Genomic DNA, 23,890 nt, shown 5'->3' with positions numbered 1-23,890 from the left:
AGCCTGCCCTTACTGGAGCCCGGGACTAAATTACGACATGATTGTGTTGTGTATTCCATGACCAACACCACCGCTGTGCCCGTGGCCGGGCCCGGTCGTGCCGCATCCAGCCCTGTGGCTGATGCGGACGAGCGCACCCGGGACCGGGTGCTTGCTGCCGTCCTGGAACACGGACCGGTCAGCGCCGCCGAACTGGGGGACATGCTGGGCTTCACCCCGGCGGCAGTCCGGCGCCACCTGGACCACCTCTCACGCGCCGGCGTCATCGAAGTCAAACGGGTTGCCAAGCCCGGTGCCGGTGCCGGCCGCCCGGCCCGCCGCTACGTCCTCAGTTCGCAGGGCCAGTCAAGCCTGGGCAATGACTACCTGGACATCGCCGCGCTGGCGCTCCAGGAGTTGCAGAAGGTTGCCGGCCCGGATGCGGTGCGGGCCTTCGCCGAGGAGCGGTTCGCGGACATGGAGCGCCGGTACGCGCCTGAAATCGAACAGGCCGGGCCGGACATCCGCGACCGTGCCACCGCACTTTCAGCCGCACTGAGCCGGGACAACTTCGTGGCTTCCGCCGCGACCATCGAAGCGAAGGCACCGCTTCCGGCGGCGCTGTCCAGCGTGCAGCTCTGCCAGGGCCATTGCCCCATCCAACAGCTCGCAGCCCGGTTCCCGGTATTCTGCGACGTCGAAACCGAAGTCTTTTCAAGGCTGGTGGGAGTGGACGTGCGTCGGCTTTCCACCCTGGCGCGGGGCGGCCACGTCTGCACCACCCACATACCTACAGGCAGGCTGTCTGCCAAACCGGCGCCCGCGCCGGCGGCAGCCCCCGCCGGCCTGGACGAAGTAATCAACCATCAGCAAGAAAGGCCGTGATGACGGACCAACTATCAGAGAAAGCAGTAGCTGAAAACACTGTGATCTCGGAGATTCTGGAAAAGAATCCCGAGCTCCACGGCATCGGCAACTACGAGTACGGCTGGGCCGACAAGAACGACGTTGGCGCCAATGCACGGCGTGGTCTCGATGAAGAGGTAGTCCGGGACATTTCGGCCAAGAAGAGCGAGCCGGAATGGATGCTCGACCTCCGCCTCAAGGGCCTGAAGTACTTCGACCGCAAGCCCATGCCCACCTGGGGTGCAGACCTCTCCGGCATCGACTTCGACAACATCAAGTACTTTGTCCGCTCCACCGAGAAGCAGGCTGCCAGCTGGGAAGACCTCCCCGAAGACATCCGCAACACCTACGAGAAGCTGGGCATCCCGGAAGCCGAGCGCAGCCGCCTGGTCTCGGGCGTTGCCGCCCAGTATGAGTCCGAGGTGGTCTACCACCAGATCCGCGAGGACCTCGAGGCCCAGGGCGTCATCTTCCTGGATACCGACACTGCCCTGAAGGAACACCCGGAGATTTTCCAGGAGTACTTCGGCACCGTGATCCCGGTGGGCGACAACAAGTTCGCGTCGCTGAACACCGCAGTGTGGTCCGGCGGCTCCTTTGTGTACGTGCCCAAGGGCGTCCACGTGGACATCCCGCTGCAGGCCTACTTCCGCATCAACACGGAAAACATGGGCCAGTTCGAGCGCACCCTGATCATCGCCGACGAGGACTCCTACGTCCACTACATCGAAGGCTGCACGGCTCCGATCTACACCTCGGACTCGCTGCACTCCGCCGTCGTGGAGATCATCGTGAAGAAGGGCGCCCGCGTCCGCTACACCACCATCCAGAACTGGTCCAACAACGTGTACAACCTGGTGACCAAGCGCGCTGTCTGCGAAGCCGGCGCCACCATGGAATGGGTTGACGGCAACATCGGCTCCAAGGTCACCATGAAGTACCCGGCCGTGTACCTGGTGGGTGAGCACGCCAAGGGCGAGACCCTGTCCATCGCATTCGCCGGCGAGGGCCAGCACCAGGACACCGGCTCCAAGATGGTGCACATCGCTCCGAACACCAAGAGCTCCATCATCTCCAAGTCCGTTGCCCGCGGCGGTGGCCGTGCCGCCTACCGCGGCCTGGTCCAGGTCCGTGAAGGCGCCAAGCACTCGGCCAACACCGTGCGCTGCGATGCCCTCCTGGTGGACACCATCTCCCGCTCAGACACCTACCCGTACATCGACATCCGCGAGGACGATGTCCAGCTGGGACACGAGGCCACCGTTTCCCGCGTCAGCGAGGAGCAGCTCTTCTACCTCATGTCCCGCGGCATGCCCGAGGACGAGGCCATGGCCATGATCGTGCGCGGCTTCATCGAGCCGATCGCCCGCGAACTGCCCATGGAATACGCCCTTGAGCTGAACCGCCTCATCGAACTCCAGATGGAAGGATCCGTCGGTTAATGACTGCCGAAGCAACTACCGAAAAGGCGCGCATCGGCGCACCGTCGATCGCCGGTTTCACCGAGGAAGGCGAACACCTGGTCGCCTCCAAGGTTGACCGCCACCACAGCCACGGCACGCAGGTCATGGCCTCCCGCGCCGAACGCCTCACCAGCCACGACGTGGCCGACTTCGCCCTGCCCAACGGCCGGGAAGAGGAATGGCGCTTCACCCCGGTGCGTGAACTCGCCAACCTGCTGTCCGACGCTCCGTCGGAAGACGGCAGCCTGGACGTTTCCGTCGAGGCGCCCGCCGCCGTCGTGCAGCGTACCCTCGGCGCAGGCGAGGCCCCCCGTGGTGCCACCCTGGTCCCCGCCGACCGTGCCGCCGTCGTCGCTTCCGCCAACGCCAGTGGCGCCCAGCTGATCTCCATCCCGGCCAACGCCGAGCTGGACGCTCCCGTGCGCGTCGTCCTGACCGGCAACGGCGCGGGCCGCCGCAGCAACTCCCACGTGGTGATCGAGGCCGGGGCCAACAGCCGCGGCCTAGTGATCCTGGAGCACGGCGGCATCGCCGACCACAACGGCAACGTCGAGGTCCTGGTCCGCGAGGGCGCCCAGCTGACGGTGGTTTCCGTGCAGCTGTGGGAAGACGACGCCAAGCACCTGGCCCAGCACGACGCCGAGGTTGCCAAGGACGCCGTGTACAAGCACATCGCAGTAACGCTCGGCGGCAAGATCGTCCGCCTGAACTCCAACGTCCGGTTCGCCGGTGAAGGCGCCGAGGCCGAGCTTCTGGGCCTCTACTTCGCCGACGCGGGGCAGCACCTGGAGCACCGCTCCTTCGTGGACCACAACCTGGCCAACTGCAAGTCCAACGTCCTGTACAAGGGCGCGCTGCAGGGCAAGGGTGCGCACACGGTGTGGGTGGGTGACGTGCTGATCCAGAAGCAGGCCGAAGGCACCGACTCCTACGAGAAGAACCAGAACCTGGTCCTCACCGACGGCTGCCGTGCGGACTCCGTGCCCAACCTCGAGATCGAGACCGGCCTGATCGAGGGTGCCGGCCACGCCAGCGCTACCGGCCGGTTCGACGACGAGCACCTGTTCTACCTGATGGCCCGCGGCATCCCCGAGGATGTTGCCCGCCGCCTGGTGGTCCGCGGCTTCCTCAACGAGATCATCCAGCAGATCAAGGTCCCGGCCCTCGAAGAGCGCCTGACCGAGGCTGTTGAGCGCGAACTCGCGGCAACCGAGAACTAGGAACGGGCAGGAACGGATGAGCGGCACACCCAAGGGCGAACTGGTCTGCAGCGCCAATGACATCCAGGTCAAGCAGGCACTGCGGATCCTGATCGACGGCTACCCCGTTGCTGTGGTGCGGGACTCGATGGGCGAGATCCACGCCATCGGTGACACCTGCTCGCACGCGGACATTTCCCTCTCCGAGGGCGACGTGGAAGGCTGCGCCATCGAGTGCTGGGGCCACGGCTCCCAGTTCGACCTGCGCAGCGGCCAGCCCCTGCAGCTCCCCGCCTACGATCCTGTCCCCGTGTTCGCCGTCGAACTCGACGGAGACGACGTCTACGTGGACGTCACCAACGTTTTGAACGGCGCAGCAGTCAACTGAGCGCCCCGCAGCACCAGACTTACGAGCGAAAAAGAAAGAAGAGCATGTCAACTCTTGAGATCAAGGACCTGCACGTCAGCATTGAGACGGAACAGGGCACCAAGGAGATCCTGAAGGGCGTCAGCCTGACCATCAGGACCGGCGAGACGCACGCCATCATGGGCCCCAACGGCTCCGGCAAGTCCACCCTGGCCTCCACCATCGCGGGCCACCCCCGCTACACCGTCACCAGCGGCAGCATCACCCTGGACGGCGAAGACGTGCTGGCCATGAGCGTTGACGAGCGCGCCCGCGCCGGCCTCTTCCTGGCCATGCAGTACCCGGTGGAGGTTCCTGGCGTCACCATGACCAACTTCCTGCGCACCGCCAAGACCGCCATCGACGGCGAAGCACCCAAGCTGCGTACCTGGACCAAGGACGTCAAGGACGCCATGGAGAAGCTGCGCATCGACGCCGACTTCGCCCAGCGCAACGTTAACGAAGGCTTCTCCGGCGGCGAAAAGAAGCGCGTGGAGATCCTGCAGCTTGAACTCTTCAAGCCCAAGTTCGCCGTGCTGGACGAGACCGACTCCGGCCTGGACGTCGACGCGCTGAAGATCGTCTCCGAGGGCGTCAACCGTGCACACTCCGAGGGGAACATGGGCACGCTGCTCATCACGCACTACACGCGTATCCTGCGCTACATCAAGCCGGACTTCGTGCACGTGTTCGTGGACGGCCAGGTTGTTGAGGAAGGCGGCCCCGAGCTGGCCGACCGCCTCGAAGAAGAAGGCTACGACCGTTACGCCAAGGGCGCCGGCGCAGCCACCGTCGCGGCTCCGGCCCCAGTACAGGCTTAGTAAGGACTCATTGTCATGACCGAAATTACGCCGGGCCGCACGGCCTTGGAGGACGTCGAAGAGGCGCTCAAGGACGTCATCGACCCTGAGCTTGGCGTCAACGTTGTGGACCTGGGCCTGCTGTACGGCCTCAAGTACTCCGACGACGACGGTGCGCTCCTGATCGACATGACGCTCACCACCGCCGCCTGCCCGCTCACCGATGTACTCGAGGAGCAGGTTGGCCAGGCCCTGGACGGCGTCGTGGACGACTGGCGCCTGAACTGGGTATGGATGCCGCCATGGGGTCCCGAACGGATCACCGACGACGGCAAGGACCAGATGCGGGCCCTCGGCTTCAACATCTAAATAAGTACGACGACGGCGGGTCACCTTTCGCAGGAAAGGTGGCCCGCCGTCGTCGTTGGCTCATCGATTGCTGCGTAACTGTCGTTTTCAGCGATCTAAACGACAAGTGCGGAGCAATCGATGGGGTGAACCGGGGGTTAGAGGGTGGCGGCGGAGAAGGTGTCGCACTGCTTGATGTCGCCCGACTGGTAGCCCCGGGAGAACCAGCGCTGGCGTTCCTCGCTGGATCCGTGGGTCCAGCCTTCGGGGGAGACACGGCCGGTGGCTGCCTTCTGGATCCGGTCATCGCCCACGGAGGCCGCCGCAGAGAGGGCGTCATTCACATCCTGCGGGGTAAGGGGTTCCAGGTAGGGCTGCCCGGTGGCGGGGTCCTTGGTGGTGGAAGCGTACTTGGCCCAGAGCCCGGCATAGCAATCGGCCTGCAGCTCGGTTCGGACGGACCCGGACTCCGGTCCCTGCGGATCCTGCTGCGCCCGCTTCAGGTCACCGAGCAGGTTCTGCACGTGGTGGCCGAACTCGTGGGCCACCACGTATTCCTGGGCCAGGGGACCACCGGAGGAGCCGAACCGGTCCACGAGTTCCTGGAAGAATCCGGGATCGAAGTAGGCGGTGGTGTCCGTCGGGCAGTAGAAGGGACCCACGTCGGAAGTGGCGGGCCCGCAGCCGGTGTTGGTGCTGCCGTTGAAGATCACTGCCTCCGGCCGCGGGTACTGCACCTTGTACTGCTGGAGGTAGCCCGGCCAGAACGCGTTGAGGCTGTTCACCGTGCCGGTGATCCGGCAGTCAAGCCGCGCATCCGCATCCGCTCCGGTTTTACAGGCCGGAGCCGTGCCCTGGGACTGCCCGGCGGTGCCGCCGTCGGTCAGGCCGCCGAGCATGTTCGGGTTGATGCCCAGGAGGAGCGCAACAAGCAAGACCAGGCCGCCGCCGATTCCGCCGCCGACCTTCACACCGGTCCCCATGCCCCTTCGGTCCTGGACCTGGCTGGGATCAAGCTGCGCGTTGTCATTGAAACTCATATCGTCACAATACCCGCGGGCCCGGTCCTCAATCCGTGCCGGCCGGTAAAGTTGGTCCGTGCCATTCCTGAACAAGATCCAGCGCTGGGCTGATCACCGGCCGCACGAGACCGCCGTCGTGGTTGGCGGGCGCCGGCTTGACTGGGCAGGGCTGTGCGATGCGGCCGCCGGGCTGGTGGCCGGGACGAAGTCGGTGACCACGCTCCGCGAAGCCAATTCCGTGGATTTTGCCGTGAGGTTCGCCGCTGCTGTGGCCGGCAACCGGCAGTGCGCGGTCCTCGATCCGGACTGGCCCGCGCCCCTGCAGGAGGACATCGTCAGGCATGTGGAGGCGAACAGTATTGCGGCGCCGGTGTCCCCGGACGAGGACCTCGTGGATGGACCGCCGGAGTCCACCTTCCTGATCGGCCTCACTTCCGGGACCACGTCGGTACCCAAGGCCTTCACCCGCTCCCGCCAGTCCTGGCAGCAGTCTTTCGATGCCTCGATTGAGTTCTTCGGCCTTCGCCAGGATGACGTCACCCTTGCCCCGGGGCCGCTGGCCGCCAGCCTCAATCTCTACGCCCTGGCTGAATGCCTCTACGCCGGTTCCGAGTTCCAGACGCTGGAGACGTTCGACGTCGGCGACGTCCACGCCGCCATCACGCACGACCGCGTCACCCGGCTGGTCCTGGTGCCCACCATGCTGCGGATGCTCAGCGAACGCGGCATGACGGGTTGCGTGGATGCGTCGGGGATCCGCAGCATCATCTGCGCCGGCTCGAAGCTGGATGCCCGCACACTGGAAGCGGCCCGGCGCTGGGCCCCGAACGCCACCATCTACGAGTATTACGGCGCCTCCGAACTGAGCTTCGTTTCCGGCCTGGGACTGGCACCCGGCCAGGCTGCGGCCCCCGGTGGAACCGGAATCGGGCGTCCCTTTCCCGGCGTCGAAGTCCGGATCCTGGACGACTCCGGCACCCAGGTCCCGGACGGCGGCTACGGCAACATCTGCGTCAGCAGCGGCATGGTCAGCAACGGCTACCTGTGGGGCGATGACGGCCAGGCTCTGCGGTCCTTCGGCAACTGGTACACGGTGGGGGACCAGGGCTATCTCGAGGACGGGGAACTGCACATCCTCGGCCGGCGCGCCGACATGATCCTTACCGCCGGCCGGAACGTGTACCCCCACGAGGTGGAGTTGGCTCTGGCCGCAGTCCCCGGTGTGGCGGCTGCCCTCGCCGCCGGAATGCCGGACGATCTGCGCGGCCAGCGGGTGGTGGCCGGCGTGGTTGCGTCCCACGGCGGGATCACGGCAACCCAGCTCAGGGCTGGCCTGGAAGACCTCTTGTCCCGGCACAAGCGTCCCCTGCAGTACTACCTCCTGCCGGAACTGCCCACCACGGACCGCGGCAAGGTCAGCCGGAGCCTGCTGCTGGAGTGGATCAGTTCCCGGGATCCAAGGGCGCGGCTCCTTGCCGGCTGACCTGTTGCCGCCGGAACGCCAGCCCGTCATCATCGCCGCGCGCCGGACCCCGGTGTGCCCCGTCAACGGCGCATTGCGGAGCCTGCGCGCCCATGAACTTTTGGCACCCGTCCTGCGGGAGCTGGTCTCGGAGGTTGCACTCGATCCCGCCTCCGTCTCCGACGTTGTCATCGGCAACGCAGTAGGCGGCGGCGGCAACGTGGCCCGGCTGGCCCTGCTCGAGGCCGGACTCCCAGTTAGTGTCCCCGGGATCACCGTCGACCGACAGTGCGGTTCCGGGCTGGACGCCATTGTCCTCGCCGGCCGGCTGGTTGCAGCAGGCGGCAACCCGCTTTACCTGGCCGGGGGAGTGGAGAGCACTAGCACCGCACCCCTGCGGGCCCACAGGACGGACGACGGCGGCGCGGACTTCTACCGGCGCGCCCAGTTTGTGCCGGAAAGCTTCGGCGATCCGGACATGGGCGTTGCGGCGGAGACGGTGGCGCAGGAATACGGCATCGGCAGGGAGCGGCAGGATGACTTCGCGCTGGCCAGCCACCGGAAAGCCCTGGCGGCAATCAGGGACGGACGCTTTGCCGGCGAAATCGTCCCGCTGGCCACGGCCGCAGGCATGATCTCCTGTGACAGTGGCCCCCGGCGCGGCCTCACCCCGGCCGTCATGCGACGGTTCCCGCCCGCCTTCGTGCCAGGAGGAACTGTCACCGCCGGGAACTCCTGCTTTGACGCGGATGGTGCCTCCGCCGTCGCTATCACGTCCCTGGAGTGTGCCCGCCAACTTGGGGCACGCGACGCGCTGTTGGTGCGCGGAACCGCAACCGCCGGCGTCGAGCCCAGGGTGCTGGGGATCGGTGCTGTGCGGGCCGCCGGTGGGCTACTCGCGGAGGCCGGTGTGACCGCAGAACACGTGGACCTGGTGGAGTTCAATGAGGCCTTTGCGTCCCAGACCCTCGCGTGCCTGGACCAGCTGGGAATCGAGCCGGACCGGGCCAACCTCGATGGCGGGGCGCTGGCGCTGGGGCACGCCTATGGTGCCTCGGGGGCGGTGCTGGTGACCCGGTTGCTCGCGCAGGCGCGGAGGGCAGGGACGTCGAAAGCCTTGGCGCTGGCCATGATCAGCATGGCGGGCGGAATGGGGACGGCCGCACTGCTGGAGTACCGGCGCCTCTAGGCCGGCTCTAGTCCTCGGCTTCGCCCAGGCCACGGGCCGCGAGCGCTTCACCCGTTTGGCGTGCGTATGCCACCGAGGTGATGAGGACGGGCAGGACCAGGGCCCGCGGATTGCGCTCCAGGCCGCGGGCCTTGGCGGAGTCACGGACGTCGGCGAAGGTGCCGGCGATGAACGGGATGCTGCGGAGCATGATGCCGATGGTCAGGGCAAAGCGCTCCGGATCCGCGCCGAACCTGGTAAAGGGACGGGCAGCCCGGACCACGCCGTCGAGGAGCCGCTGAATCGGCGTGGTGGCGGTGAGCAGGGACGCGGCCACCACGCAGAGCAGGATGTTCAACACGATCCGCCCCGCCGTGGGGCCGCCGAGTTGCCACCACTGGAAGAGACCAATCACCAACAGCACGGGGGCAAGCGGCCGGATGGCGCGCCAGAGCCTTTTCACTCCGGCTCCGGAAGCCAAAAAGAGAACGCACAGCGCAGCCAGTACCGCTGCGGAGATGCGCCAGTCCACAATGATGAAGGAAACCAGGCCGCAGGCTACGACCAGGAGGAACTTCAGTGCCAGCGGTGCCCGGTGCAGAAGCGAATCGCCGGGCACATAGTTGGCAAGGAGGAAGCCGTGGCCCCTCACGGAACATCCCGCGCCGTGTTGAGCCCCTGCATGCACCAGGAACGGTAGGCAGTCACTGCTTCTGCAGGGGCGCCGTCGAAGGCTACGCGTCCGTCTGCGATCACCAGGACCCGGTCCATGTCCAGGGCCAGTTCGAGGTCGTGCGTGGACAGGATGACCTGCTGGTCCAGGCCCGCCAGCGTCCTGCGGAGCAGTTCGCGGTTGCGCAGGTCCAGGAGGGTGGAGGGCTCGTCCAGGACCAGCACTTTAGGGTCGACGGCCAGTACGGCGGCGAGCGCCATGAGCTGCCGTTCGCCGCCGGACAGTTCGTAGATGCTCTGGTCCGCCAGGTGCAGCAGGCCCAGTCTTTGCAGTGCGGCTTCGGCCTGGCTGCGCCGCTCGGCCGCGTTCCGGACAGATCGACGCAGGGACAGTTCCACGTCCTCGCGGCCTGTGGGCATCACCAGCTGGGACAGCGGATCGGTGAAGACGAACCCCACGTTGCGCCGGACTTTCCGGACGGCGCGGACTGTGTCGTCGCCGTCGACCGTTACTGTCCCTGTGGTGGGCTGGATGAGTCCGTTGACCAGGCGCAGCAGGGTGGATTTCCCGGAACCGTTGGCACCGATGATGCCGATGCGTGCTTCCTCCAGCCGGAGGTCGACCGGGTGAAGGAGCACTTTGGGGTGCGGGGTGTCCTCCCGTTCGACGGCGACGGACGCCTGGGCGAAGGCCACGGCGGGCATGGCGGCCTAGGCGCTCTCGGCGGGCAGGGCACGGCGCCGGACGCGGCGCACCAGGACGTCCGGGAAGGCCCGGTGAAGGGCGACGGCGATGGCAGCTGCCAGGACGTTCTTGACGATGTCGCCGGGGTAGAAGACGAGGTCGCTCATGAAGGCCTGCTCCAGGGTGGCCTTGGAGTTCATCGCAATTCCGATGATCCCCAGCGTGTGCACGAAGACGATGCTCGTGGCTGTCGCGGCAAGGAAGAACCAGAGGGCGCGGGCCTTGGTGGTGCGCCGGATCACCAGGGTGGCCAGCCATCCCACGACAAATGCGGCGATGGGGAAGGCGATGATGTAGCCGGCAGACGGCCCGGCGAGGATGGCCAGGCCGCTGCGGCCCTGGCTGAAAATGGGCAGGCCGGCCAGGCCAAGGAGCGTGTAAAGCCCGACGGCGGCGAACCCGCGGGCGGGGCCAAGCACCAGTCCGGTGAGCATCACCGCCAGGGTCTGGAAGGTGATGGGGACGCCGAAACCGTTCAGGGCCAGGCCCGGCACCAAGGCTGCGGCTGCGACCAGGGCGGCGAAGACGGCGATCAGCCCGAGGTCAGTGCCGTTCCAGCGGTGGCGGTCCGTTGTGGGAGTGGTCTTGGTTGTGGTGCTGCTCATGGCGGTCCTGTCGGGGTTGTACAAGCGGAATCTAATGTACAGCCGACGCTACCGGGGCAGAACGCACGCCACTTTGTAGGGGTTCCACTAACCTGGAGGCTTGTTGCTTTTGGGGTGGGCACAATGCCGGCGTTGGACGTGGCGCCCGAAGTCCTTGCCGTCGTCGGGAAGCGCCCTTAGATGCTTGCCGCCTGACGGTCTGCGGAGATCCTCGTGAGGAAGTCCTCGACGACGGCCGCGAACTCGTCAGGCCGTTCGATCTGCGGCATGTGTCCGGTCTTGGCGAAGACGTGGGACTCGGCGCGGGGCAGCGCCGCGGCGGCCGCTTCAAGGTGGCTGAACGGCAGGATGTGGTCGTGGTCGCCCCACACCACCAGCGCCGGAACGTCGGACTTGGCCAGCGAGCCGATCAGAGCGGTGCGCCACTCGGCCCGGACACCGGAAATCGTTCCTAGGTCGCGGGCGACGTCGACCAGCGTCCGGCGGTGCGCCTCCCGCTGCGACAGGGCGAGCGCGTGGCCGATGCGGTCGTCCGTGACCAGCGTTTTGTCGTAGAAGAGCGACTGTACCGTCCGGCGTGATGCTTTCTCGTCGGGCCGCAGGAGCAGGGCCGCGAGCGGGCGGACCGCAAGGAGGCGAAGGACCAGTGCCACTTCCTGGCCGAATCCGGCGCTGTTGGCCAGCACGAGCGCGGAGACGCGGTCCGGATGGTCGGCGGCCAGCTTCATGGCCACGGCACCGCCGAGCGAGTTGCCCATCACGGGCAGCGGCCCGGTAACCCCGACGGCGTCCAGGAAGGCCGGCAGGATCCCGGCCAGCTTTGCGAGCGTGGTCGTGCCGGGGAGCCGTTCGGAGTACGCGAAGCCTGGCAGGTCGACGCTGTAGACCGTGTGGCGGTCCGAGAGCCGATCGTGCTGTTCGTTCCAGTCCTCGAGGCTCTGGCCGATGCCGTGCAGCAGCAGGACCGGATCCCCGCTGCCGGTCTTCCGGAAGCGCAGCCGTGACCCCGCGACGGTGACATGGCCCGTCCCCGGCAGCGCGAGGGGATCCCGGGCCGGGGTCGCGGGTTGCCGGGCGGTTTTCCGCACCGGCTGCCCGCGCCGGCCGAGGCGGACGTGGTCGGTCAGTCTGCCGGCCCGGAGCAGGGCGAAGTCGCGGAAGTAGTTCTGGTGCAGCCGCCATGGCGAGGCGGCGCCCTGCCGGGGCAACTGGTCGGCGCCACGGAAAATGTAGCCGGCCTTCAGGTCGATCAGCTTTGACAGCGTGCCGTTGGCGACGTCGGCGGGTGCCACGGGTACCACCCACTGGAGGTTCCGGCGGTCGAGCTGCTTGATCAGCCTGCAGATGTAGCCGGCGACCAGGTCCGCCTTCAGGGTCCAGGACGCGTTGGTGTAGCCGATGGTGAGGGCGAAGTTCGGGACCCCCTCCAGCATCATGCCCTTGTAGGTGAGGGTCTTGCCGACGTCCACGGACTCGCCGTCGACGGAGAGCTTCATGCCGCCGATCACCAGCAGGTTCAGTCCCGTGGCCGTGACAATGACGTCGGCGGGCAGCGACGTGCCGGAGGCCAGGTCAATCCCGTCCGGGGTGATCCGGGAAATCGTGTCGGTCACGATTTCGGCAGTGCCGACACTGATGGCCCGGTACAGGTCTCCGTTGGGGATCGCGCAGACCCGCTGGTCCCACGGCTGGTACGACGGGGCCAGATGCGTGTCCACCGGGAAGCCCGCCGGCAGTTTGGCTACTGCCGACTTGCGCAGGATCGCCTTCATCGTCTCGGGCCGCCGTCGGCTGAGCTGGTAGGTGAACATGGAGAAAAGAATGTTCTTGGAACGTACGACGTCGTACGCCAGTTGCGCGGGCAGCTTGCCCCGGAGGCGGTCGGCCAGGTGGTCCCGCGCGGGCACGGGGGCGATGTAGGTGGGGGAGCGCTGCAGCATCGTTACCTTGGCCGCCGACTTTGCCATGGACGGCACCAGCGTCACGGCCGTGGCGCCGCTGCCGATGACCACCACCTGCTTTCCCTCATAGTCGAGGTCGGCCGGCCAGTGCTGCGGGTGGACGATCGTTCCGGCAAAGGTATCGGCCCCGTCGATGGCCGGGGTGAAGCCCTCGTCATAGCGGTAGTAGCCGGAACAGACGGACAGGAACGAGCAGGTGAAGGTGAGTGGCTCGGGGGAGGAGGCGGTGTCGCCGGACCGGAACTCGCCCCCGGACGTGTGGACCGCCGTCACGGTCCACAGTGCGGTTTCGCTTGACCATGAGGCGGAAATGACCCTGGTGTTCAGCCGGATCCGCGGCGCCAGGCCCTCGTCGGCGACCGTTGCCTCGATGTACTCGCGGATGGACTCGCCGTCCGCGATCGCCTTGGCGCCGGCCCAGGGCCGGAAGGAGTAGCCGAGCGTGTACATGTCGCTGTCGGACCGGATCCCGGGGTACCGGAACAGGTCCCAGGTACCCCCGACGGCGTTCCTCGACTCCAGTACGGTGAAGGTTTTTCCGGGTACCTCGCGCTTCAGCCGGCTGGCGAAACCCACACCGCTCAGCCCGGCGCCGACAATCAACACATCTACGTGCTCGCTCATGCCGCCAAGCTATCGACTCAATGTTGAGATAGTCAACACCGTGTTGAGAGCCGGGGCTAGGATGGGCGCATGGCTCAAAGAGGAAGACGCACCGCGAGGGTTTCGGGCGATGAGCGCCAGGACGCAATCCTGGTCACCGCCGAGGCCCTCCTGGCAAACCGTGCCTTTGACGACGTCTCCATCGAGGACCTGGCCCGGGGTGCCGGCATATCGCGCCCCACGTTCTACTTCTACTTCCCCTCGAAAGATGCCGTGCTGCTGGCCCTGCTGGACCGGGTAATCACCGAGGTCGAGCACCGGGTGGGGCACCTGCCGCGCGATTTCGAGAGCGACCCCGCGGGTGCGTGGACCCGTTCCATCGGAATGTTCGTTGAGGTGTTTGTCTCGCACCGCGGTGTGTCGACCGCCGCCATCGGGGCGCGCGCCCGCAACGACGAGGTGCGCGGGCTGTGGTCCAGATCAATGCAGTCCTGGGTGGACTTCTCAAGCGACGTCATCCGTGCCGAGCAGGCCCGCGGGGCGGCGCCGGCGGGCATCGACGCGCACGACCTCGCGGTGAGCCTGAACCTGATGAACGAACGGGTCATTACTGCTGTCCTCAACCGGGAGAGTCCCGCCATCGCGGAGACCGCAGCCCTGGACGTCCTGTCGACCATCTGGATCCGCAGTATTTACGGGTCCGACAATCCCGGCGGCCGCTAGGGCCCGCGCCGAAAGGAAATCATAATGTCCTCCATCAAGGTACTCACCGTGCTCGGCACCGGAGTGCTCGGCTCCCAGATCGCCTTCCAGGCCGCATTCCACGGTTTCGCAGTCACCGCCTACGACGTCGACGAGGACGCGCTTGCCAAGGCGCGGGACCGTTTCACCCGCCTCGCCGGGGTCTACCGGGCACAGGTAGCCGGCGCTACCGGGGGCAAGACCGAAGCAGCCCTGGCAAACCTCCGCCTCACCGCAGACCTGGGGGACGCCGTCGTCGACGCGGACCTCGTGATCGAAGCCGTTCCCGAGCTGCTGGAACTCAAACGAGACGTCTACCGCAAGCTCGCGGAGCTGGCGCCGGCCAAAGCCATCTTCGCGACCAACTCGTCCACCCTGCTGCCCAGTGACCTGAAAGACTTCACCGGACGCCCGGACCGCTTCCTCGCGCTCCATTACGCCAACAACATCTGGGCGCAGAACATCGCCGAGGTCATGGGCACCGCGGAGACGGACCCGGCGGTGTTCGCCGCTGTTGTGGACTTTGCCCGGAACAGCGGACTGGAACCGATCGAGATCAGGAAGGAGAAGGCCGGATACGTCCTGAACTCGCTGCTGGTTCCGCTGCTGAACGCGGCCGCCGGACTGCTGCTGCAGGGCGTCGCCGACCCGCACACCATTGACAAGACATGGCGCATCGCCACGGGGGCCCCGACCGGACCGTTCCAGATCTACGACGTCGTCGGCCTCACCACGGCGTACAACATCGCCTCTTCCTCGCCGGATGCCGGTTCCCAGGCGTTCGCCCAGTACCTGAAGGAGCACTACATCGACCAGGGCAAGCTGGGGGTCGCCTCGGGGGAGGGCTTCTACAAGTACTGAGTCGAGGACCTTTAGTGCTGCTGCAGCTTTTCCCGTTCCAGGTCTTGGACCGACCGCGAGGGCGGGCAGAACTCATTGCCCTCCGGCTGCAGGCAGCGAGTGGTTGTCCGGCAAAGAATGGGCTTATGCCTTGAGGCTGTTTTCGGTGGAGACCTCGCGGACCTCGGTAAAATAACCGTCAGCCTGAAGACCGAGGGAACAGTGGGCTTTGCATACATCCCCCAAGGAAGTTTTTCTCGTTGAACAAAGATTAGTCGGCAAGCAAGCCGCGGCCCTGCGAGCGTCCAATTCACGAGCCCACGGCCTGCTCATATGCCGATCGGGTACGGACTGGACTCCGCGCAACTTCCGTGCGCGCCGTCGTATTCTGTTCGCATGTCCGTGCTCGTGGAAGTCATCGCTGCTGTAGTTCAGGGCGTTCTCGAAGCCGTAGGTGATGTTTTCCTGCACCGTAACGCAGGCGATCATCAGGACGAAGAATGATCTGAATCAGCTAATGGTTCTTACGGAGACGCATTATTTCGGCCGGTTTGTCAGGTACTCGGTCCACTGACCAGGAGTTCGTGAGTTGGTAGCCTGTGGCACATGCCGATCAAACTTGAGAACGTCGGAATCGCGGTTCGTGACCTGGAAGAGGCCATCGCGTTCTTCACTGACCTCGGGCTTACGGTCCTGGGCCGTGACACCGTCAGCGGGGAGTGGGCCGACACCGCCGTGGGCCTTGACGGCAACCACGCAAAAATCGCCGTGCTCCAGACCCCGGACGGCAGAGGCCAGCTTGAGCTCTTCGAGTACATCCATCCTGCCGCCATCGACACACACCCCACACTGCCGAACGAAATCGGCATGCACCGCGTTGCCTTTTCGGTCGACGACATTGACGCCTCGCTGGAGATCGCGGCGAAGCATGGATGCCGCCCGCTGCGGGGCGTCGCAACCTACGGAGACATCTACAAGCTGACTTACGTCCGTGGTCCCAGCGGCATCATTGTGATGTTCGCCCAGGAACTCAAGAAGTCCACCGGAAACTGAGCACCTCGCCCCCGAGCGGGTGAGAGGGCCTACGCCCTGCTGCCATATACTCCGAACATGCCCATCACGCACGCACCCACCCACGCACAACCGTCCGGTCCCCAGCCAGGCGGAGGCGACCTGTGAGCGGCGGGCTCGTCGCCCTGCTGGACGACGTCGCCGCCCTGGCCCGCATCGCGGCAGCCTCGGTAGACGATGTGGCAGCCGGTGCCGCCAAGGCTGGTACCAAGGCCGCCGGCGTCGTAATTGACGACGCCGCCGTCACCCCGCAGTATGTGTCCGGGGCGGACCCGTCGCGCGAGCTGCCCATGATCAAGAAGATCTTCTGGGGCTCCATCCGGAACAAACTCCTGATCATTCTTCCGGCGCTCCTGCTGATCAGCGCCTTCATCCCTTGGATCATCCCGTTCATCCTGATGCTGGGCGGCACCTACCTCTGCTATGAGGGCGCGGAGAAGGTCTGGCACAAGCTGCGCGGCGGCCACCATGAGGCCGAGGAAGCGCCGGCTGTGGAACGCGGGCATGACGCGGAGGCCACTGTCGTCAAGGGCGCTATCACCACCGACTTCATCCTGTCCTGCGAAATCATGGTCATCTCCATGAACGAGGTGGCGACTGAATCCATTTGGGTCCGGGCTTTCATTCTGGTCCTGGTGGCGATTGCCATCACAGTGCTTGTGTACGGCGCCGTCGGGCTGATCGTGAAGATGGACGATATTGGAGTCCATCTTGCCGCCAAGGATTCTGCGCGCGCCAAGCGCTTTGGCCACCTGCTGGTAAGGGGCATGCCGGCCGTACTGGCTGCGATTACCTTCGTGGGAACGATCGCGATGCTCTGGGTAGGCGGCCACATTATGGTGCAGGGGGCACACGACCTTGGCTGGCACGCGCCCTATGACTTGATCCACGCACTCGAGCACCCGGTGGCGGGCGTTGCCGTCGTTGGCGGCTTCCTGGCCTGGCTCGTGGACACCCTGTGCTCAGCGGTGATCGGGCTCGCGTGGGGCCTGGTGGTCATGGCTGTAATTGGCCCGCTCCTGAAAGTGCTGCCCTTCGGCAAGGCGAAGGATCACGGGCACGGCGCGGCAGGAGAAACGCCCGACGGCGGTGGTCCGGCAGGCCATTAGTCTTCCGTTCCATCGCGGGCGGGCCAGCCGGCCGGGGAGCGCAGTGCTTAGAACGCGTACCGGATCCGGCAGTAAGGCGCGATCCTGCCAATCAGCGCAGTCAGTTGCTGGACGTAGCCTGCCTTGGCACGCGCCCGGTACCGAACATTGCTAAAACCATTCGAGGAGACTTTGGCCTCCTGGAGGTCAGGGCGCCACAGGACGTTTTCGGCCTGCGGGTGCCAGCCCAGGTTGACCTCGTGCAGTTGCTCATTGTGGGTCAGGAAAATGACCTCTGCGGCCAGCTGCGCCTTGGCTGCAGGGGTCAGGGCGGCGTCCAACTGGCGCAGCAGCTCCTCCCAGTCGGCCAGCCACGTGTCAGTAATGATCACGGGGGAGAAGTTCACATGTACCTCGTAGCCGGCGTCGACGAAGTCGTTAATGGCCGCCAGCCGCTCCGCCACCGGGGACGTCCGCACATCGACCGACTTCGCCAGGTCCGCCGGCATCAGCGAGAAGCGGACCCGGGTGTGGCCCCCGTGGTTCCAGCCGAGCATGTGCCGGTTGACGAACTTTGTGGCGAAGGACAGCTTGGCATTGGGCAGTTCCCGGAACAGCATGACAAGGTCCTCCACGTTGTCACTGATCAGCGCGTCCACCGAGCAGTCGCTATTTTCACCAATGTCATAGACCCGGAGCTCGGGGTCGCACTGGTTAGGCTCCAGCTTGAGTCCCTGGCGCGTGGCGTGCCGTTCCAGCGCCCCGGCGATCTGCTCGATATTGGCGAAAACGGTGACCGGGTTGCTGTAGCCCTTGTGCCGCGGAACATAGCAGTAGGCGCACGCCATGGCACATCCGTTGGCCGTGGAGGGGGCAATGAAGTCCGCTGACCTGCCGTTCGGCTTCACGGTCAGCGACTTCTTGACCCCGAGGACTAGCGCCTCGGTTTTGATCCGGGACCACCGCGGCACGTTGGTTTCGTCGCCGTGGAGGTCGGGGATGTTCCAATGGTTCTCCACGGGAACGACGTCGGCTCCCGGCCACCGTGCCACGATCTCCCGCCCGCGCGGCAGCTCCAAGGCTGCAGGCTGCGCGTAGATGCGGCGGATTTGCAGCAGCCGGTCGAATTCCATGTCCTCATTGTCCTTGACGGACCGGGCCCGAAATGGCAGTTAAGCCGACGGCATCCTTCCCCTGGATGCAGTATGGATGGTCCGCCGCCTGCCGGACGGTAGACTGGACTGTGCCGTTCTCACGGCCACTCTGCCCCAGCGTCCCCTGGCACTCCGTGTGCGGACCGTGGCGTTCCCTGTTGTGAAAGGCCTTACCTGCTGTGATTACTGTCCAGGATCTTGAACTGCGTGCCGGCGCCCGGCTCCTGATGGACCAGGTGAGCTTCCGCATCGACAAGGGGGACAAGATCGGCCTGGTGGGGCGCAACGGTGCCGGCAAGACCACACTGACCCGTGTCCTTGCAGGCGAAGGGCTTCCCGCCGCCGGTAAGGTCACGCGCAGCGGCGAGATCGGCTACCTGCCCCAGGACCCCCGTACCCCGGACATGGAGCAGTTGGCACGGGACCGCATCCTCTCCGCCCGCGGCCTGGACATCGTTGTCGGCAAGCTCCGGAAGGCGCACGACGAAATGGCCAGCGAGGACGCCGAGGTCCAGCGGAAGGCCATGGGCCGGTACGACCGGCTGGAATCCGAATTCCTCGCGGCCGGCGGCTACGCGGCCGAAGCCGAGGCTGCGTCAATCTGTTCCAACCTGGCACTCCCGGACCGGCTGCTGAACCAGCCGCTCAAAACACTCTCAGGTGGCCAGCGCCGCCGTGTCGAGCTGGCACGCATCCTCTACTCGGACGCCGAGACAATGCTCCTGGACGAACCCACCAACCACCTCGACGCCGACTCCATCGCCTGGCTGCGTGACTTCCTCAAAAACCACCAGGGCGGCCTGATCGTGATCAGCCACGACACGGACCTGCTGGAAGCCACCGTCAACAAGGTGTTCCTGCTGGACGCCAACCGTGCCCAGATCGACTTCTACAACATGGACTGGAAGCGCTACCTCCTGCAGCGGGAGACCGACGAGCGCGCCCGGAAGCGCGAACGTGCCAACGCCGAAAAGAAGGCGCAGGTCCTCATGGACCAGGCCAACAAGATGCGGGCCAAGGCCACCAAGGCTGTGGCAGCCCAGAACATGGCCAAGCGCGCCGAGCGCCTGCTCAGCGGGTTGGAAGCGGTCCGCGAGCAGGACCGGGTGGCAGCACTCCGGTTCCCGGACCCCGCACCCTGCGGCAAAACCCCGCTCACAGCGGACGGGCTCAGCAAGTCCTACGGGTCCCTGGAGATCTTCACCGATGTGGACCTGGCCATCGACCGCGGTTCCAAGGTGGTCATCCTGGGCCTCAACGGTGCCGGCAAGACCACCCTGCTGCGGATGCTCGCCGGAGTGGACGCCCCCGACACCGGCGAAGTCATCCCCGGCCACGGCCTCAAGGTGGGCTACTACGCCCAGGAACACGAGACCCTGGACCACCACCGGACTGTCCTGGAAAACATGCGCTCAGCCGCACCCGACATGAAGGACGCCGAGGTGCGCGGCATCCTGGGCTCATTCCTGTTCTCCGGTGACGACGTCGACAAGCCCGCCGGAGTGCTCTCCGGCGGCGAGAAGACCCGCCTGGCCCTGGCAACCATCGTCGCCTCCAGCGCCAACGTCCTGCTCCTCGACGAGCCCACCAACAACCTGGACCCCGCCAGCCGTGCCGAAATCCTGGGCGCCCTGCGCAACTACACCGGCGCCGTCGTCCTGGTAAGCCACGACGAAGGCGCCGTTGAAGCCCTGAACCCGGAACGCGTCGTCATGCTTCCGGACGGCGTCGAGGACCTCTGGAACGAGGACTACCTGGACCTGATCACGCTGGCTTAGCGCACCTGCAGTTCCAGCGCCCCGGTAATGCTCCGGAGCTGGGTGTAGGTGATGCTGAACATCGAGTTGTGGTCTCCCGCTCCGGCCCACAGCAGTTCGTGGGGCTGCAGGGATTCGTCAAGCAGGGTCCGGATCTTTTTCGGGTGGCCCACAGGTGCCACGCCACCTACCTCCTGGCCGGTGTGTTCCAGCACGAAGGCAGGGGAGGCGCGGCGGATTCTGCCCGTGCCGAGCTGCGCCGCGACCAGCGCAGTGTCCACGCGGGCCGCGCCGCTGGCCAGGATCAGCAGGGGCTCCCCGCTGAGCTCGAAGATCAGGCTGTTGGTGATCGCGGCGAGGTCGCATTCCAGGGCCTCAGCTGCTGCGGCCGCCGTGGGCACTCCCGACGGAAAGGTGCGCACGGTGTCGTCGAGCCCCGCCCTCACCAAAGCGGAACGGACCAAGGCGACCGGGCCGCCGTCGTACTTCTCCATGCCTCAGTAGCCCTGCGCGTCCAGGAGGGCGTCTTCTTCTTCCTCGGCGGTGGCCTTCTTCCGCTTGCGCGGGGCAGGCGGCCGACGGCGGGGGGTCACCGCGGCGTGCACGGCCCCATCATCAAGCAACTCCTCATCCTCGGCGTCGATCGCTGCGTTCCGCGCCTGCTGCCGCGCCGCATAGCCGAACCCGACGAACATGAGCACGCCGAAAGCGAACCACTGCAGGGAGTAGGACAGGTGCGTCCCTTCATCCGTGGACGGTTTAGGGAAGGCAACGGGCATCTCGGCGGCCGGCGGCGTTTCCGAGGCAAGCTGGCCGTATGCGCCGGTCATCAGCGGGTAGCCCAGCTGCGCAGCGTACGTGGGGAGGTCGATGGACGCCAGTTGCCCTTCGGGGGCTCCGCGCTGAAGCTCGGGCTCACCGTGCTTCAAACGCACGACGGCGGTCACCTCACCTGGGGGAGGGGAAGGCACCGAATCGGGGCTGCCCGGATTTTTGTTGCCGATGGGCAACCAACCCCGGTCGATGACGACTGTCTCACCCGTGGTGAGGCGGAAAGGGACCACTATCTCGTAGCCTGGCTGGCCGTTGAGCGGCCGGTTGCGCACAATCCGTTCTCCGGCGGTGTCGTAGGTTCCCTTCAGCTCAACCTGGGTCCACTCCTTCGCCGGGTCCAGCTGGTTGAACTGGTCCCGTGCCTGGGCGAAGGGGACGGGCGCGGCCGAGTAATTGCTGACCACACGGTTGATTTCGGCGAGGGTCTCCGCGCGCCGGTCCATCTGCCAGCGGCCCAGGAAAACACAGGCGGTGGCAAAGATGGCGGCCAGCAGGAGATAGCCCAGCCACTTGCTGGAAAAAAGGAAACGATACATTCAGATGTCCTGCTCCAGCGATCCGCCGTCCCCGGCCAGGGGAAGGGTTTCCTTCCATAGCCCGCGCGTCTGCAGGTAGTCCTCCAGCCAATCCCGGTGGTCGGCGCACGCCAGCCAGGTCTTGCGCCGCTCCGGCGTGTGGATTTTGGGGTTGTTCCAGAGAAGCTGCCAGGACGCCTGCGCCCTGCACGCCTTCCGCGAGCACAGCGCGGTCTCCGACGCGACGTCAGATCCTGCTGCGAAATCGAAAATGCTCATTTAGCCTGCCCCTGCTCTCCGCGCTCCTGGTCATCGTCCTTCACCAGCTCGCCCTGGAGCACGGCGCTTTCCGGTTCGTCTGTGCTGGCCGGGGGAGGCGGGCTTTCAAGCTCGGCCAGCGGAGCCGAATCCAGCAGCAGGTCGCTGGGCGTCTCCGCCTTGTCGCTGCCGTTGGCAATAATCACGGCAAACCACGGGAGGAAGACCGCGCCAATAACCGGTATGACCTTGAACCACCCGTCCACCACGAAAATCAGGATCAGGCAGACCATGCGGATCCCCATGGCCAGGGCGTACTTGATCATCCGCTGGCGCATATCTTCCGAATGTGCGGCCGCGGCGTCCGTAATGCTGTGGACCTCGGCGTCGCCGGAGAACCGGCCCGGTTCTCCGGGCGCGGAACGTCCCGCATGGTTTTCAAGGGTCACGGTGGATGATCACGCTCCAAAGGCTTCCCTTAATTCTCGCACCATCGGCAGTGCTGCCCAAACCCGCCGCGGCCCTGCCGCTAAGATCGGAGGCAGCCCAAACCACACCCCGCTACCGCGGCCCAGCCTGCCGCAGAATTCCGGAGCACCCCTATGACAGAAACAGCGTCCGCCCCCCGCAGCGTCCTGGTGACCGGCGGCAACCGCGGTATTGGCCTGGCCATCGCGCAGGCGTTCCTGGCCAATGGCGACAAAGTGGCCGTGACCTACCGCAGCGAAACGCAGCTTCCGGAAGGAATCCTCGGCGTCAAGGCGGACGTCACCGACGAAGCCTCGGTGGACGCCGCATTCAAGGAAGTGGAAGCGGCCCACGGTCCCGTGGAAGTCCTGGTGGCCAACGCCGGCATCACCAAGGACACCCTGCTCCTGCGCATGAGCGAGGACGACTTCACGTCTGTCATCGATACCAATCTGACCGGAGCCTTCCGGGTGATCAAGCGCGCCTCTAAGGGCATGATCCGGCTCCGGAAGGGCCGTGTGGTCCTCATCTCCTCGGTTTCCGGCCTCTATGGCGCGCCCGGCCAGATCAACTACTCTGCCTCCAAAGCCGGCCTGGTGGGCATCGCCCGGTCCCTTACCCGCGAACTGGGCTCCCGCGGCATCACCGCCAACGTGGTGGCGCCCGGCTTCATCAACACCGACATGACCGCGGAACTGCCTGAGGCCACCCAGAAGGAGTACCTGGCCAGCATCCCGGCCGGCCGCTTCGCTGAGGCCGCAGAGGTGGCCAACGTGGTCCGCTGGATCGCCAGTGACGAGGCCGCCTACATCTCCGGCGCTGTTATTCCGGTGGACGGCGGCCTGGGCATGGGCCACTGACCCTGCCGGTCTCCGCCTCCGCAGGGCAGGCGCCGCAGGAAACTAGTCTCTGCGTCCTTCTTTGTCGAAATCAGACAGGGGATATCGGCAGGGGCCGCTGGCATGATGGACTGCAGGCCACAACGATTTAGATGTTTCGAACAAAGGAAGCTTGTATGGGACTGCTGGATAACAAGACGGCGATCGTCACTGGATCATCGCGTGGCATTGGCGCTGACGTAGCCAAGATCCTGGCATCGGAGGGCGCCGCCGTCGTGGTCAATTACCGCCAGAAGGCACCACGTGCCAACAAAGTGGTGCAAGGGATCGAAGCCGCGGGCGGCCGGGCCGTTGCCGTGGGTGCGGACCTCACCACCCAGGAAGGCGTGCAGGCCCTTGTCAGCGCCGCCATGGAGAACTTCGGGTCCCTGGACATCCTGGTCCTGAACGCCTCCGGCGGCATGGAAACCGGCATGGGCGAGGACTATGCGCTCAAGCTGAACCGCGACGCGCAGATCAACATGCTCAATGCGGCAGTGCCCCTGATGAAGGAAGGGTCGCGGGTGGTCTTCGTGACCAGCCACCAGGCCCACTTCATCAACACCGTCCCCACCATGCCGGCCTACGAGCCGGTGGCCCGCAGCAAGCGCGCCGGCGAGGACGCCCTGCGTGAACTGATCCCGAACCTGGCGGAGAAGGGCATCTCCCTGGTGGTGGTGTCCGGCGACATGATCGAAGGCACGGTCACCGCCACGCTCCTGGACCGCTCCACCCCGGGCGCCATCGAGGCCCGGCGCGCGGAAGCCGGGAAGCTGTACTCAGTGGAGGAGTTCGCGCAGGTTGTGGCAGGGATGGCAACGGCCGACGTCGAGTCCGGCCACACCGAATACGCCGGCGGAGCGGATTACTTCGGCAAGAGCGCGGAAGCTTCCAGCTAACAGTAGTTTGCAGATGGCCCCGGCCGCCGGTTAACCCGGTGGCCGGGG

At 66.0% G+C, this 23,890-nt stretch carries 25 protein-coding genes; 15 read left to right on the top strand and 10 right to left on the bottom strand.

Translation table 11 applies throughout. The features are described 5' to 3' along the window. Positions 1 to 57: 57 nt before the first annotated feature. Genes ACFO0G_RS09925 through ACFO0G_RS09900 form a run of 6 tightly spaced genes read left to right on the top strand, consistent with a single transcriptional unit; the run spans position 58 to position 5,122 of the window. Positions 58 to 864: a helix-turn-helix transcriptional regulator gene (locus ACFO0G_RS09925; protein ID WP_286404036.1), complete on the top strand. Its 807-nt coding sequence runs from the start codon at positions 58 to 60 to the stop codon at positions 862 to 864. Continuing rightward, the gene (gene sufB / locus ACFO0G_RS09920; protein WP_286404038.1) at positions 864 to 2,327 is read left to right on the top strand and encodes a Fe-S cluster assembly protein SufB; all 1,464 of its coding nucleotides are present in this window, start codon (positions 864 to 866) and stop codon (positions 2,325 to 2,327) included. Before ACFO0G_RS09925 ends, sufB begins: the two co-directional genes overlap by 1 nt. Then, positions 2,327 to 3,568 (top strand): Fe-S cluster assembly protein SufD, encoded by a 1,242-nt coding sequence (gene sufD / locus ACFO0G_RS09915; protein ID WP_376977304.1) that lies wholly within the window; start codon positions 2,327 to 2,329, stop codon positions 3,566 to 3,568. The genes sufB and sufD overlap by 1 nt, the downstream gene beginning before the upstream one ends. Positions 3,569 to 3,584: 16 nt before the next feature. Further along, a complete protein-coding gene (locus tag ACFO0G_RS09910) occupies positions 3,585 to 3,935 on the top strand; it encodes a non-heme iron oxygenase ferredoxin subunit (RefSeq protein ID WP_376977302.1) in 351 nt (116 codons plus the stop codon). Between the two features lie 44 nt (positions 3,936 to 3,979). Continuing rightward, a complete protein-coding gene (gene sufC / locus ACFO0G_RS09905) occupies positions 3,980 to 4,774 on the top strand; it encodes a Fe-S cluster assembly ATPase SufC (protein WP_286404049.1) in 795 nt (264 codons plus the stop codon). Positions 4,775 to 4,789: 15 nt separating this feature from the next. Next, entirely contained in the window at positions 4,790 to 5,122 is a 333-nt protein-coding gene (locus ACFO0G_RS09900) for a metal-sulfur cluster assembly factor (protein ID WP_058267279.1), read from the top strand. A 137-nt stretch (positions 5,123 to 5,259) separates the two neighbouring features. On the opposite strand, the gene ypfJ is transcribed toward ACFO0G_RS09900, so the two are convergent. Then, a complete protein-coding gene (gene ypfJ, locus ACFO0G_RS09895; protein WP_236802647.1) occupies positions 5,260 to 6,141 on the bottom strand; it encodes a KPN_02809 family neutral zinc metallopeptidase in 882 nt (293 codons plus the stop codon). Between the two features lie 58 nt (positions 6,142 to 6,199). On the opposite strand from ypfJ, the gene ACFO0G_RS09890 reads away from it, so the two are divergent. Beyond that, on the top strand, positions 6,200 to 7,606 hold the full coding sequence (locus ACFO0G_RS09890; RefSeq protein WP_376977299.1) for a class I adenylate-forming enzyme family protein: 1,407 nt from the start codon (positions 6,200 to 6,202) through the stop codon (positions 7,604 to 7,606). Then, complete coding sequence (locus tag ACFO0G_RS09885; RefSeq protein ID WP_286404055.1) at positions 7,596 to 8,774, top strand: thiolase family protein; 1,179 nt, start codon at positions 7,596 to 7,598, stop codon at positions 8,772 to 8,774. The genes ACFO0G_RS09890 and ACFO0G_RS09885 overlap by 11 nt, the downstream gene beginning before the upstream one ends. Before the next feature lie 7 nt (positions 8,775 to 8,781). Here the strand turns inward: ACFO0G_RS09885 and ACFO0G_RS09880 are convergent, their stop codons facing one another. The 4 genes from ACFO0G_RS09880 to ACFO0G_RS09865 form a co-directional block, all read right to left on the bottom strand. Beyond that, positions 8,782 to 9,405 (bottom strand): energy-coupling factor transporter transmembrane component T family protein, encoded by a 624-nt coding sequence (locus tag ACFO0G_RS09880; protein ID WP_286404056.1) that lies wholly within the window; start codon positions 9,403 to 9,405, stop codon positions 8,782 to 8,784. Beyond that, on the bottom strand, positions 9,402 to 10,130 hold the full coding sequence (locus ACFO0G_RS09875) for an energy-coupling factor ABC transporter ATP-binding protein (protein ID WP_286404058.1): 729 nt from the start codon (positions 10,128 to 10,130) through the stop codon (positions 9,402 to 9,404). Before ACFO0G_RS09875 ends, ACFO0G_RS09880 begins: the two co-directional genes overlap by 4 nt. A 6-nt stretch (positions 10,131 to 10,136) precedes the next feature. Next, positions 10,137 to 10,775: a biotin transporter BioY gene (locus ACFO0G_RS09870; protein ID WP_286404059.1), complete on the bottom strand. Its 639-nt coding sequence runs from the start codon at positions 10,773 to 10,775 to the stop codon at positions 10,137 to 10,139. A 176-nt stretch (positions 10,776 to 10,951) separates the two neighbouring features. Further along, the gene (locus ACFO0G_RS09865) at positions 10,952 to 13,360 is read right to left on the bottom strand and encodes an alpha/beta fold hydrolase (protein WP_286404060.1); all 2,409 of its coding nucleotides are present in this window, start codon (positions 13,358 to 13,360) and stop codon (positions 10,952 to 10,954) included. A gap of 69 nt (positions 13,361 to 13,429) precedes the next feature. Between ACFO0G_RS09865 and ACFO0G_RS09860 the strand changes: the two genes are divergently transcribed. The 4 genes from ACFO0G_RS09860 to ACFO0G_RS09845 all read left to right on the top strand — a co-directional run bounded on the left by ACFO0G_RS09860 (position 13,430) and on the right by ACFO0G_RS09845 (position 17,100). Continuing rightward, on the top strand, positions 13,430 to 14,062 hold the full coding sequence (locus tag ACFO0G_RS09860) for a TetR/AcrR family transcriptional regulator (RefSeq protein ID WP_286404063.1): 633 nt from the start codon (positions 13,430 to 13,432) through the stop codon (positions 14,060 to 14,062). A 24-nt stretch (positions 14,063 to 14,086) separates the two neighbouring features. Continuing rightward, positions 14,087 to 14,941 carry a 3-hydroxyacyl-CoA dehydrogenase gene (locus tag ACFO0G_RS09855; RefSeq protein ID WP_286404065.1) on the top strand — a complete coding sequence of 285 codons (855 nt, stop codon included), beginning with the start codon at positions 14,087 to 14,089 and terminating at the stop codon, positions 14,939 to 14,941. Between the two features lie 585 nt (positions 14,942 to 15,526). Beyond that, a complete protein-coding gene (locus ACFO0G_RS09850) occupies positions 15,527 to 15,973 on the top strand; it encodes a VOC family protein (protein ID WP_286404066.1) in 447 nt (148 codons plus the stop codon). A gap of 122 nt (positions 15,974 to 16,095) precedes the next feature. Then, positions 16,096 to 17,100: a DUF808 domain-containing protein gene (locus tag ACFO0G_RS09845; protein ID WP_236802673.1), complete on the top strand. Its 1,005-nt coding sequence runs from the start codon at positions 16,096 to 16,098 to the stop codon at positions 17,098 to 17,100. 47 nt (positions 17,101 to 17,147) lie between these two features. Here ACFO0G_RS09845 and ACFO0G_RS09840 read toward each other — a convergent pair whose 3' ends face one another. After that, positions 17,148 to 18,212: a spore photoproduct lyase family protein gene (locus tag ACFO0G_RS09840; RefSeq protein WP_376977295.1), complete on the bottom strand. Its 1,065-nt coding sequence runs from the start codon at positions 18,210 to 18,212 to the stop codon at positions 17,148 to 17,150. A 200-nt stretch (positions 18,213 to 18,412) separates the two neighbouring features. On the opposite strand from ACFO0G_RS09840, the gene abc-f reads away from it, so the two are divergent. Then, positions 18,413 to 20,011, top strand: coding sequence for a ribosomal protection-like ABC-F family protein (gene abc-f / locus ACFO0G_RS09835; RefSeq protein ID WP_286404074.1), 1,599 nt, complete (start codon positions 18,413 to 18,415; stop codon positions 20,009 to 20,011). Here the strand turns inward: abc-f and ACFO0G_RS09830 are convergent. Genes ACFO0G_RS09830 through ACFO0G_RS09815 form a run of 4 tightly spaced genes read right to left on the bottom strand, consistent with a single transcriptional unit; the run spans position 20,008 to position 22,046 of the window. Next, positions 20,008 to 20,484 (bottom strand): YbaK/EbsC family protein, encoded by a 477-nt coding sequence (locus ACFO0G_RS09830; RefSeq protein ID WP_286404076.1) that lies wholly within the window; start codon positions 20,482 to 20,484, stop codon positions 20,008 to 20,010. The two genes, abc-f and ACFO0G_RS09830, sit on opposite strands and share 4 nt — an antisense overlap. A gap of 3 nt (positions 20,485 to 20,487) precedes the next feature. Continuing rightward, positions 20,488 to 21,360 (bottom strand): SURF1 family cytochrome oxidase biogenesis protein, encoded by an 873-nt coding sequence (locus tag ACFO0G_RS09825; protein ID WP_286404079.1) that lies wholly within the window; start codon positions 21,358 to 21,360, stop codon positions 20,488 to 20,490. Further along, complete coding sequence (locus ACFO0G_RS09820; RefSeq protein ID WP_286404081.1) at positions 21,361 to 21,618, bottom strand: hypothetical protein; 258 nt, start codon at positions 21,616 to 21,618, stop codon at positions 21,361 to 21,363. Further along, positions 21,615 to 22,046, bottom strand: coding sequence for a DUF3099 domain-containing protein (locus tag ACFO0G_RS09815; RefSeq protein ID WP_286404082.1), 432 nt, complete (start codon positions 22,044 to 22,046; stop codon positions 21,615 to 21,617). The genes ACFO0G_RS09820 and ACFO0G_RS09815 overlap by 4 nt, the downstream gene beginning before the upstream one ends. A gap of 153 nt (positions 22,047 to 22,199) precedes the next feature. On the opposite strand from ACFO0G_RS09815, the gene ACFO0G_RS09810 reads away from it, so the two are divergent. Together ACFO0G_RS09810 and ACFO0G_RS09805 are read left to right on the top strand one after the other, a co-directional pair. Beyond that, positions 22,200 to 22,925, top strand: a complete 726-nt coding sequence (locus tag ACFO0G_RS09810; RefSeq protein ID WP_376977289.1) for a beta-ketoacyl-ACP reductase — start codon at positions 22,200 to 22,202, stop codon at positions 22,923 to 22,925. A 155-nt stretch (positions 22,926 to 23,080) separates the two neighbouring features. Next, complete coding sequence (locus ACFO0G_RS09805) at positions 23,081 to 23,842, top strand: SDR family oxidoreductase (RefSeq protein ID WP_376977287.1); 762 nt, start codon at positions 23,081 to 23,083, stop codon at positions 23,840 to 23,842. The last annotated feature ends 48 nt before the right edge of the window (positions 23,843 to 23,890 follow it).

It is taken from the genome of Arthrobacter sedimenti (assembly GCF_042652025.1).
In the GTDB taxonomy this organism is placed as follows: domain Bacteria; phylum Actinomycetota; class Actinomycetes; order Actinomycetales; family Micrococcaceae; genus Arthrobacter; species Arthrobacter sedimenti.
Note: the sequence above shows the minus strand (reverse complement) of the source record. Positions and strands in the feature narration are given on the sequence as shown.